Source organism: Pseudoalteromonas sp. 11L1 (assembly GCF_055397545.1).
Map to the genome: position 1 here is coordinate 2,259,345 of NZ_AP041141.1, position 11,335 is coordinate 2,270,679.

General features: G+C 38.6%; 11 protein-coding genes. 8 read left to right on the forward strand and 3 right to left on the reverse strand.

Annotated elements, in window-relative coordinates; translation table 11 throughout:
• Positions 1-162: 162 nt before the first annotated feature.
• Positions 163-2,295 (reverse strand): pre-peptidase C-terminal domain-containing protein, encoded by a 2,133-nt coding sequence (locus ACZ5WS_RS10635; protein ID WP_464708497.1) that lies wholly within the window; start codon positions 2,293-2,295, stop codon positions 163-165.
• Between the two features lie 488 nt (positions 2,296-2,783).
• On the opposite strand from ACZ5WS_RS10635, the gene ACZ5WS_RS10640 reads away from it, so the two are divergent.
• The gene (locus tag ACZ5WS_RS10640) at positions 2,784-3,122 is read left to right on the forward strand and encodes a hypothetical protein (protein ID WP_010390319.1); all 339 of its coding nucleotides are present in this window, start codon (positions 2,784-2,786) and stop codon (positions 3,120-3,122) included.
• Positions 3,115-4,458, forward strand: coding sequence for an SPFH domain-containing protein (locus ACZ5WS_RS10645; RefSeq protein WP_138607424.1), 1,344 nt, complete (start codon positions 3,115-3,117; stop codon positions 4,456-4,458). Before ACZ5WS_RS10640 ends, ACZ5WS_RS10645 begins: the two co-directional genes overlap by 8 nt.
• 76 nt (positions 4,459-4,534) lie before the next feature.
• On the opposite strand, the gene ACZ5WS_RS10650 is transcribed toward ACZ5WS_RS10645, so the two are convergent.
• Entirely contained in the window at positions 4,535-4,780 is a 246-nt protein-coding gene (locus ACZ5WS_RS10650) for a hypothetical protein (protein ID WP_054201077.1), read from the reverse strand.
• Between the two features lie 343 nt (positions 4,781-5,123).
• Here ACZ5WS_RS10650 and ACZ5WS_RS10655 point away from each other — a divergent pair, with 343 nt between their 5' ends.
• The 3 genes from ACZ5WS_RS10655 (at position 5,124) to ACZ5WS_RS10665 (ending at position 7,994) form a co-directional block, all read left to right on the forward strand.
• Complete coding sequence (locus ACZ5WS_RS10655) at positions 5,124-6,422, forward strand: porin (protein WP_198523290.1); 1,299 nt, start codon at positions 5,124-5,126, stop codon at positions 6,420-6,422.
• 177 nt (positions 6,423-6,599) lie between these two features.
• Positions 6,600-7,445, forward strand: coding sequence for an HDOD domain-containing protein (locus tag ACZ5WS_RS10660; protein WP_178956195.1), 846 nt, complete (start codon positions 6,600-6,602; stop codon positions 7,443-7,445).
• Positions 7,446-7,583: 138 nt separating this feature from the next.
• On the forward strand, positions 7,584-7,994 hold the full coding sequence (locus ACZ5WS_RS10665; RefSeq protein WP_010390302.1) for a hypothetical protein: 411 nt from the start codon (positions 7,584-7,586) through the stop codon (positions 7,992-7,994).
• A gap of 67 nt (positions 7,995-8,061) precedes the next feature.
• Here ACZ5WS_RS10665 and ACZ5WS_RS10670 read toward each other — a convergent pair whose 3' ends face one another.
• A complete protein-coding gene (locus tag ACZ5WS_RS10670) occupies positions 8,062-8,955 on the reverse strand; it encodes a LysR substrate-binding domain-containing protein (RefSeq protein WP_138607418.1) in 894 nt (297 codons plus the stop codon).
• A 124-nt stretch (positions 8,956-9,079) separates the two neighbouring features.
• On the opposite strand from ACZ5WS_RS10670, the gene ACZ5WS_RS10675 reads away from it, so the two are divergent.
• From ACZ5WS_RS10675 to ACZ5WS_RS10685, 3 genes are all read left to right on the forward strand, one after another.
• A complete protein-coding gene (locus tag ACZ5WS_RS10675) occupies positions 9,080-9,529 on the forward strand; it encodes a DoxX family protein (RefSeq protein ID WP_008109247.1) in 450 nt (149 codons plus the stop codon).
• Positions 9,530-9,610: 81 nt separating this feature from the next.
• The gene (locus ACZ5WS_RS10680; RefSeq protein ID WP_464708508.1) at positions 9,611-10,561 is read left to right on the forward strand and encodes a glutathione S-transferase family protein; all 951 of its coding nucleotides are present in this window, start codon (positions 9,611-9,613) and stop codon (positions 10,559-10,561) included.
• 30 nt (positions 10,562-10,591) lie between these two features.
• A complete protein-coding gene (locus tag ACZ5WS_RS10685) occupies positions 10,592-11,299 on the forward strand; it encodes a pirin family protein (RefSeq protein WP_464708511.1) in 708 nt (235 codons plus the stop codon).
• Positions 11,300-11,335 lie beyond the last annotated feature (36 nt).

Sequence of the window (11,335 nt, forward strand, 5' to 3'; positions counted from 1 at the left end):
ATTATTTTTTTTAATAACGACTAACTATGAGTTCTTTTTGTAATAGGTGGTATTTTTTATTTATTGTGATGTTTATTACGCCTGCATTAAAAGAGTAAATTAAAACCAAATAAAAAGCACTGCAGGTTCACTGCAGTGCTTTGTTTAGGGGAATGATATTAATTATTTTGCAGTTGCAACAAGCTTAACCCAATCGTAATTAGTGACGCCTAACAAGCCGATTTGTAATGTCTGGCCAGAACTCACCTCTAAGATACAACTTTCATTGCTGTCTTTGTTGTTCGATAAGCAATCGTATTGTGTTTTTGTTACTGCTGCATCCGCTCGAACATAGAGGTTAGTATTTCCCTCGCCACCCAATGTTTTTATGTTTACAGTGGTTGCGCCTGTAGGTACTACATAACTATAGCGCTGCCAAAAATCTGGAAATCCATAAGCACGAGACGTTAATACGCGAGTATCATTATCTGTAGGTGGTGCGCTATTTTCATAATTAGCCACGATTGTTACGTTTTGATAGCTGTTATACGCTTTAAGCATAATGTAAAAACGACCTTCTCCTTGACTTATATTACAGCTTTCAGTGTTACCATTTCTAAATGGGCGGCAGTCGTAATTATTTGTGCTCGGCACTGTACTCTTTTTAACGTAGAGGTCTGCATCACCTGAACCACCCGTTATGTCGATTGAAATGTTAGTGCTATTTGCAGGTACATCAATATAGTAAATAGTCTCTTGATTTAATGCTGCACTTTGGCCTGTTAATGCTTGCCCTTTAGTTAATTCAATTTCTGTTGATGGACCATTGGAAACATTAATTGTTTGGGTTAGTGTATTTGTATTATTGTTACTATCTTGCACAGTAACAGATACATTGTAATCACCTTCAGATACAAAATTATGTACTACGGTTGCACCTGTATCGGTTTGGTTATCGCCAAAGTTCCAACTATAGCTATTAATAGTACCTGCTGAGCTGGAGCTTGTTGCATCAAAATTACACTGTAATTGCTCACAGCTGTATTCAAAACGTGCGGTAGGTGGCAGTGGTGTAGTACCGTCGTTATCGCCAACAGGCACTGTGTTATTAAAGTAAGTTGCGACTTGGGGCCAAATCTTACTTATTTTGGCGCCTTTATTGTAGCATCCGCCTAAGTGATGAAGTGCAATAACACGATTACTTGATGCTGCAACAACAGGAGAACCGGAAGAGCCGCCTATAGTGTCACAATAGTATCCAATATCCGTATTACTTCCACGCCCATTCGTTGAGGGGGCATTAACTTGACACAAACCATTGGTGTCTTGATCAGATTCAATCGACAGCTCCTTAGGATTACCTGAACCATGTTGCGGAATATAAATACGTTCACTTTGCTGTGCGTTTCGCACATCAAGCCCTAAGTAACCAAACTGTTCAATATTGGCAAAGTCATTAACACTAAATAGGGTGTAATCTAACGTGTAGTCAGTTTTAAAAAACTCTTTACCTGTTACTTTTACAATGGTTTCTCTGGTTGTCCCATTACAACTTTTATTTTGGTAGTTAAACCACACTTCTGTAGAAGCAAGCTCAGATGCAGTTTCGATACAGTGGTTATTGGTAAATAATTTATTATCGCTGCCAACGCGCCAACCGGTACATAAGCTGCGCCCACCAATTACTAAGCGTGCTACGGGGCGGCTGCGGTCAAACTCTGTTGGGTTGGAATTAGCCCAACACTGCACATCTTTGCGCTCATTAATACCGCAGGTAGACAAAGGGGCAGGTTTATTTTGTTCATTGATATTTATATTGGCACTTTCAGTGCCGTAAAAATAGCTATCAATAACACCAAACTGGTGTTGCTGCTTACTGTTTTTTGGATCAGGGTAATATTCAATGATAACGCTGTCATTTGAAACCGACATAGAAGAAAATGAATGCACACCATCATCTCCGTTTAAGCTATCGATTGTTGCAGCGTCCATATTATTACTACTATATTCATATCGCTCTGAGTTGTCTTCGCTTCTAACGATTAACTTTGCGTCACCATTTAGATCTACTTGGCTAAAATGTAGCTTTATATAATCAGCATTAGGGTGCGATACAGTTTGAGTAATTACAGGACCTTGTGTTGTTTCGATTGTAAATTGCCTAGAAAGATTTACATGGGTATTAGCGTGTTTGGCAATTGTGGTTTTTTTTGCTTCTTGAGTGTGTTGTAAAATAGTGAGCTCATCGATTGCAGCAAAACTGTATTGTGCATAGATAGCTGAAGCGAGCAATGCTGCGTATTTACATTTTTTCATCTTTATATCCTTTTTCACTAATAAGTGGTTTGATGTAACGTAAATGATCAACTGCATGCCCATATGATTTAATTTTGAGCAAATAATCAGTACCTAATTTACATACTAAGGGTAGGCCGCATTTTGATCTTCGCCAGAAAAAATTAAAATATTTTTAACTTTACTCGGAAATTATTGCATTTTTCACTTTGAAATCAGCTTATTTTAAAAAGGATAAATGGCTTAATATTCAATATAAAAGTTTGAGCAGAATATGTTTACCGTTGACTCTAAGCGGCTGTCACCCACACTCATTAAAAGTAACATTGTTGATGTTGAGACTTCAGATATTAAACTTTTCTATTTTAATTTTTACAAAAATATACAAGAGCCAAGTATTAATTCTGTTATTTGGGGCGTTATTCTGTAAAATTATCGGCTTAACATTTGTGATTTAACCGTTACATTTGTTGTTAGGGTTAATTATTCAATTAATATAAGCAGACGTTATGATTTTTTATATTATTGGGTTAAGTACGCTTGTTATTATTTTGTGTGTGGCGCTTTATGTGATTTACAGCAATGTACGTAAGAGCCGAGTAAGAAAGTCAAAAGAATATAATGTGTTATTTGATAAAGACACCATCATTGATGATCTTATTGCTCAACTTAGCGAGAAAAACCAAACCCAAGAAAACCAGGAAAAAACAATTAAAGGCAAACAAGAGATCCTTGCAACATTTATAGATTTGCATCGATCGGGTAGCTTTTGTGCGCACTTAAGCGAACAAGAAATTACTTATTTTGTTAAAAAGAAATTAAACATGGAGAGTACTAAAAATGGATAGCGAGCAACAAGCCGTCGCAGAGGCAAAAAATACATCATTTATGGCACGTTTTGGCCGTCGTAATGTAATTTTATTAACGTCAGTTGTTGTGGTGTTAGCAGTGATTGCAACATTAACATCGCAGGTTATTTCATGGAATGAAGCCGATGAACGGCTTGTTCACCAATCAGCTTTTACTGGTAATTTAACGGTAATAAACCAAGCTGGTCCTTACTTAAAAGCATTTGGCACCACATCAGCCTATAAAAAAGTTATCTCGATTAACTTTACCGGTGATAGCAGTGCAACAGCCAGTGCCATTGTACCACTCATTCCTATTCGATTTTTAGATACGACAACTGGTGGCGCCAGAGGAGTATCACGTTTTAGATTACCAGGTAATGTACCGGCAAGTGAGTCGGGCGCTTTACGTGGATTATTAAAAATTCATGAAGAATTTGGCTCCCAAGAAACCCTGATATCAAATCTTTTAATGCGTGCCACTACAGAAAATGTAAAAGCGTCGGCACGTATGATGTCGGTTGAGCAACATTATTCAGGTGGTAATGGTCAATTAAGCCAAGATTTTTCTGATCAACTGACTAATGGCATTTTTGTTACTGAGCAAATTATTAGTACTGGCGAGCGTGACAAGTCTGACGATTTAAGCAATTTAAGTAAGCAACAACGCGTTACGATTAATATAAAGAAAGATGCTGAAGGAAAGCCGCTGCGTAATGCACCTATTTTAGGCTCTTACGGTATAACGGTGGTTGATGCGAGCATTATTGATATTGATTACGAAAATAAGGTAAATGCGCGCTTAGAGGCGCAAAAGCAAGCTGCAGCAGATGAAGCCCTTGCAAGACAAAACCTTAAAAAGGCAGAGCAACAAGCACGTACAGAAGTTGCATTAGGCGAACAAGCGATTGCAAAGCAAAGAGCTGAGTCTGAAAAGCTAAAAATTAAAGAGCAAATTGATGCAGAGCGAATAAAAGCCAATGCAATTATTTCTGCACAACAGCGTGTTGCAGTAAAGGCTGAGCTTGCAAAAGAGCAAGAAGAAATCTTAAAACAGCAACGCTTAGAGGCATTAGGCATGGATGTATTAGCTGAAGCACGTTTACGCGCAAAGTCAGCAGCACTTGATCCTAAATATGTGTTTGATGAAACACTTAAAGCGGAAGTTAAAATTCAAACGGCTTTATTTAATAGCCTAGGTAACAGCCGCTTAGTGCCTGAAATTGTTATAGGTGCGGGTCAAGGCGAACAAAACAACGGCTCTGAATTTATGCGTTTGTTGGCTGCAGATGCGGCATTGAGTCTTAAAAAGCGTTTAGAAAAAGAGAAAAAATAAACATTAAAAATCATTAAAAAGCCCTAGCTTTAATTGCTAGGGCTTTTTTTGTGGTATCGCTTTTTAAACGGTGAGTTTAAAATTTAGGGCACAAAGCGTGGCTAAAGCCTTTTTCGGTTAGCAAAAAAGCGGCGCTTGGCGTCGAAAATATATATTCTTCATGAAGAAGAAACGCGATTGTTCCTTTTATTTGCTCACCTTGATGATCTGAGGCATCGCTAATTAATTGTTCAGGATCTAACTGGCTTGGAGTTGGAAAGTTATTATAAAGATGCTTAAAAATTAACGTAGCAATCGTGTTAAAGGTATCGTTATTTTTCATTTTTCAGAGCCTTAATTTATATGTGCAGCAGTAAACTGGCTGATTTAAATATGATTTTTCAAATAATAACACATTAAAATAGGTGCGTGATGACTCTGCTTTTTTAAGCTTTAATTTTGCAAGCTACTGCTTTCATTTATAAAAGTGATGAGCAATTGTCATACTTATCCTGCTTAAAAGTAGTTTGTGTGTTGCTGGTGTGTTGCGCAAAATCATAAAGTGTAATTGAAGAGTTGTAAAAATACGTTATCATTGTAAAACAACATGTAAAATCAAGCAGGTACTTAGCTCACGCTGACCAAGTTCGAGTTAATAATATCAACAAGGCAAGCAAGGACAAATTATGACACCTATGAAACCTTTAGCACTGGCAGTGGCTATGGTTGTTTTTTCACATCAGGCACATGCAGATACAGATCTTGATAAAGTTAAGCAGCAATTAAGCAGCTTACAAAAACAAGTGGAAATGCTGCAAAAGCAACTTGCAAAAGCAGAGCAAAAAAGTGAAAAATCAATCGAGCGCACCATTGAAGAGAAAGAAGATATAGCTGAAGTTAAAGTAGCTAAACATGAACACAAGCCTCAGGGAATTAAAATTGGCGGTGCTGTTCGAACCAACTACAGCCATACTTCGTATGATGACGATAATAAAAATCGCGGCGGCGATTTTGACTTTGATATTTTTCGCTTAAATTTCTCAGGCGACGTTGGTGATGTAAAGTTAAACGCTGAAATTCGCTTTTTTGATTATATGACCGCTGTTAAATACGCTTATGCAGCTTACGATTTTGCTGATGATTGGCAAGTTCAAGCAGGTATTACCAAGGTTCCTTTTGGTAACTGGCCATACAACTCACATAACTACTTTTTCAGCACTAACTATTATGTTGGCCTTGAAGACGACCACGATTTAGGGGTGTTATTTAAGCGTAAGATTGCTGATAACTGGCAGCTTGATTTGGGCTTTTTCAAAAATGATGAATTAGGTGGTGTTGATGGTTATGTTGATAACCGCAGCGATCGCTATTCTTACGACATTGTTGGCTTTAGAGAAGCGGGAGATGGTGTTTATGCCGAGCCAACTAATGCTATAGGCGAGTATAATACGTTCTCAGGCCGTTACGGCTACCACCTAGAACATGAAGGTGGTAAAACTGAAATAGGTGTGTCGGCACTTGCTGGTGGCTTGCATGACGGTGTTGACCGCGCAGGTGACTACAACGCGTGGGCATTACATTTAAACAGTAATATGGGCCCTTGGAACTTACAACTTCAACACGGTGAATATAACTACGATATTGATAACGTAAACCGTATTGCTGTGGGCGCTTACTCGTTTTACGACAGCATGGCGGCAGAGGCAACAATGTCGAGTGCAAACGTAGCATACAGTGTACCGGTACAATGGGGCGCGGTAACAAACTTACAGTTTTACAACGACTATAGTGCAATTTACGACAAATCAGACAACAGCAGAGATACGTGGATGAACGTAACCGGTTTCTCGGTAGCTGCTGGTGGTTTATTTACTTACTTTGACTTAGTTCATGGTAAAAATATGCCATTTGTTGGTGGTTCATTAGCGGGCGATAGCAGCGAAACTGAGCGTCGCTTCAACATTAATATTGGCTATTACTTCTAAATCAATATTCAAAGCACACGCCTAGACATTGGCGTGTGCTTATGTTGTTTTAAAAAATATTTTTGCTCTACCTATTTAGCACCTACAAATTGATAAATCTTTAATCAACTTCTAGTATAAAAGTTCAAATGGAATAAAATAAATAATCCATATAGCTTAGCTGGAGGCTAGACATCGATGATTGTAGTTAATGAGCAGGTGTTATCTGATGTAAACAAAAACTTTGTTATCCCACCAAAACCACAAATCTTAAATGATCTTGAAATATTAGCATCTGCACAGGAGCCCTCGCTCTCAGACGCCGCAGAAATCATCGCTAAAGATGTTGCTATTGCATCAGCTATTCTAAAGATAGTTAATTCACCTGCTTATGGCTTAGTTCGTAGTGTGTCAAATATTAAACAGGCTATTATGTTTTTAGGGTGGAATGGCATTGAAGCTTTAGTACCTAGCTTAAAGCTAAAGCAAATGTTCGCCCAAAAAGAATGTTGCATTAGTTTGGAGCGTTTTTGGGATACCGCATCAGAAATTGCTGATGTAAATATGATTATTGGGCAACGTATAAAAAACAATGTTCCCGTTGAGTACTTGTATACGCTGGGTTTATTTCATGATTGTGGCATTGTGCCGATGGCAATTAAATTCGATAATTACGTGAGTGCTTTACATACTTCAAATAATACCCATAAAGAAAGCTTAATAGATATAGAAGAGCGTTTATATGGAACTAATCATGCCACTGTGGGTTACTATTTAGCGACCAGCTGGCATTTACCTGTAGATATTTGCCAGCTTATTTTACGTCATCACGATTTGAGTATGCTAAGTGATATAACTGGAAGTAATCAACAATTGTGTTACAGCGTTTTAAAAATGTCTGAAAATTTGGTTAATAGTGTTTTACGCGGTGACACCACTAAAGATTGGGATGACATAGAAAAACAAGTTTTAGCAACATTAAATATGTCAGAAGACGATTATATTGATGTGCAAGAAGAGGTGATTGATTTTTTGAACTGTTAGACGTTTTTAGCAGCTTAAAGTCTATAGGTTAGTTTTTTTCACTTATTGGTTTGTTTTTAATCGTTTGTCGGGATTAAGTAAACACTCTAAAGTTTAGTTGTCGGCAACAAGCACGACTAACCAAATAGGAAATTAATCATGAAACGCTCACTTATCAAAACCATCGCTCTTGGCTCTTTATTAACTTGCTCAGCTGCTGTAATGGCTGATCAAAGTGATTACAAGTTAATGGTTATTGAAGAAGCTAAAACAGCTCCTCAAGAATTCGAAGTTGCATTTAACGATTGTGCATTAAATGTAAAATCAAAAAATTACAGCCAAGCTGAAGAAATTTGCTCAAAAGCAATTACTTTATTACAGCAAAGCACTGGCCCTCGCTTTAAAGTACGTGAGCTTACGTCATTTGCTTTAAGTAACCGTGGTGTAGGACGTTTAATGGCTAAAAATGAAACAGCTGCATTATCAGACTTTTACGAAGCACAACAAATGTCTGGTAACGAGTTAGTGTCGCACAACTTAACGCGCGCTAAGCAAGACCTCGCACTGTAATATCTATTACCGATTCAAAAAGCCCATGCTGTTTTAGCATGGGCTTTTGCGTTTTTAGGGTTAAACACTAGTTAGGATTATTTAGCATAATTTGGGTCAACTGTTTTAGCCCTTTACCTTTGTTAGTTATTTTCCATGCAAGGTATAAGTCTTGAGGTGGACGTGGTTCGGTAAGCTCCACAACATGCAGTTTGTTAGCTTTAACATACTCAGCAATAAGGTTCTCAGGTAAATAACCAATGCCAATAGCGGATAAAATAGCGGTCATTTTTTGGCTTACAGAACTTACATAAAAACGTTGATTACCTTCGATTAAGTTAGCTGACCACGGAATACTTTGTTTTGCTGAATCATGCACTATAACCGTGGTGTATTGACCAAGTTCGCTGGGTTTAACGGGGCTTTTTACTTGTGCTAACGGGTGGCTAGGGTGAACCACTAATACATTTTGAATATCGGCTATTTTTACCGCTCTGATCCCCTTTTGATTAGGTACAGGCGCCGGTGCGCCAATCACTAAGTCAACGTCATCCTCAATTAAAGCCTCCCAAGTGCCATTGAGTACTTCTTCTTTAATGTCTATCTCGATATTTTTATGCTCATTTAAAAATAGCTGTAAGTTTTTGAATACGTCACTTATGTCAAAAATAGAGTCATAGGCAATACGTATCCGTGGCTCCCAGCCATTAGCTATGGTTTGTGTTTGCTCCGATAAATTATTTATAGCATTGAGTACTTTACGCCCCTCGCTTAGTAAATGTTTACCTGCGGGGGTCAAAACCGCTCTCCGACCTTGGCGTTGAAACAAGGTTACATTTAATTGCTCTTCAAGTTTATTAACAATATACGACAAGGCTGAGGGCACTTTATTAAGTTGCTCTGCAGCGGCTGCGTAACTGCCACGATGCTCAATGGCGTCCAGTACCAGTAAAGCTTCTATGCTTATAGGGGGTGTATTCATTATCATACCAAATATCAACTGTTCAAAATATTTGAACATATAGAGCAAATAATAGGAGTTATTTAATTTTAATTCAACTTATACAATAGCTGCATACTCAATTGGAACAATACAGGTTAAAACTATGACGATTAAAAATATTACAGCCGCCATCACAAAAACTGAACAGTCTTTTGCAACATTACCATTAAGGCTTATTGCGGGATTAGTGTTTAGTGCTCATGGTGCACAAAAACTGTTTGCGTGGTTTGGCGGCTATGGCTTGGAAGGCACAGGGCAATGGATGGAATCGATTGGCTTAGCACCGGGCTATTTAATGGCATTAATGGCCGGTGGCGCCGAATTTTTTGGTGGGTTACTACTCATCGTTGGTTTGCTGGTGCGTCCTGCGAGTTTTGTACTGGCTATCACTATGGTGGTTGCTATTTTTACCACGCACATAGATAACGGTTTATTTATGAGCAATAACGGTTATGAATTTGCGTTATCGCTGTTAGCTATTACCTTAGCTTTACTGATCCAAGGAGCTGGAAAGCTATCTGTTGATGGAAAAATTCATAACAAATTAAATTAATAAGCGGATCACATAAGTGATTAAACTTTAAGCTGCCAATCTGCGTAAGGTAGGCACATTCTATAAACTAAGGAGACGGATATGGGGTTACTTGTTAACGGTGAATGGGTCGATAAATGGTACGACACCGAAAAAAGCGACGGTAAATTTGTACGCCAAGATAGCCGGTTTAGAGATACGATTTCATCAGCGCAAAACAGTAAATTTAAACCAGAAGCAGGTCGCTATCATTTATATGTATCCTTGGCTTGCCCTTGGGCGCACCGCACCATTATATTTCGTAAATTAAAGCAGCTCGAAGACATTATTTCTATGAGTATTGTTGAAGCACCCATGATGGAAAACGGTTGGGAATTTGGCGAGCAGGGCGATCCACTTTATAACTTAGATTACGCTTATCAATTGTATTTAAAAGCCGACCCTAGCTATGAAGGGCGTGTTACCGTACCTATTTTATGGGATAAAAAAACGCAGACTATTGTAAACAACGAATCAATAGAAATAATTCGCATGTTTAATAGTGCGTTTAATGAGCTTACTGGTAACAACGACGATTATTATCCAGATGCGCTACGTGAAGAAATAGAAACAGTGAATAACCGTGTCTATAACACCATTAATAATGGGGTGTATAAAGCCGGTTTTGCTACAACTCAAGAAGCTTACAACGAAGCTTACACAGCCTTGTTTGATAGCTTAGATTGGTTAGAAGCTCGATTAGCAAAACAGCGTTACTTAGCGGGCGATACACTCACTGAAGCCGATTGGCGATTATTTACCACACTTATCCGCTTTGATGCTGTGTATCACGGGCACTTTAAGTGTAATCGAGAAAAGTTAACTGAGTTTCATCATCTTAGTAACTACATTAATGAGCTTTACCAAGTACCTGGGATAAAGGAAACGGTCGATTTAGAATACACAAAGGTGCATTACTACGTAAGTCACGTAACCATTAACCCAACGCAAATTGTGCCTTTAGGTGTTAAACACACCTTTGACGCAGCCCATGATCGAGACCGTCAATACTAAATGACGCAGAGATAACGTATAGGAAAAAATATGCTTACCCATTATCCAAAAAATAGCTTAGGCCATGCTGATCATGGTTGGCTTAAGTCAAAGCACCACTTTAGTTTTGCGAATTACTATAATCCTGCGCGTATGGGGTTTGGCACTTTGCGTGTAGTTAATGATGACTGGGTAGCCCCAGGTATGGGGTTTGGTGCGCACCCGCATAGAAATATGGAAATTATTAGTTTTATCCGCAGTGGTGCCATTACTCACCAAGATAGTATGGGCAACAAGGGGATCACCGAGCAAGGTGAGGTGCAGGTAATGAGTGCAGGCACCGGCATTACCCACTCAGAATATAACCTAACAGATGAACCACTAACGTTTTATCAAATTTGGATTCAGAGTAATCAACATAATGTTGAGCCGCGCTGGGAAAGCAAGAAGTTTCCTACACAAGCCACAAGCACCCTTAGCTTACTGGTTTCGGGTTATCCAAAAGATGCCGATAGTGCACTTTTTATTAATCAGCAGACGCGTATTTACGGTGGCAAGCTGGCAAAAGGCACGTCAATAACACAGCCGATTGATCATCAAGCCTACGTATTGGCATCGGCAGGGGAGTTTAGTATTAATGATGAGTCAGCCTCAGTTAGCATGAATAAGGGTGACGGCGCAGAAGTTACACAGACTAAAACCATCACCTTAACAGCAACCACTGAGTGTGAATTGATTATTATCGATAGCAAAAGTTAAGCGCAATTTACGTGCGCTTAACTTTATAATTGTTAC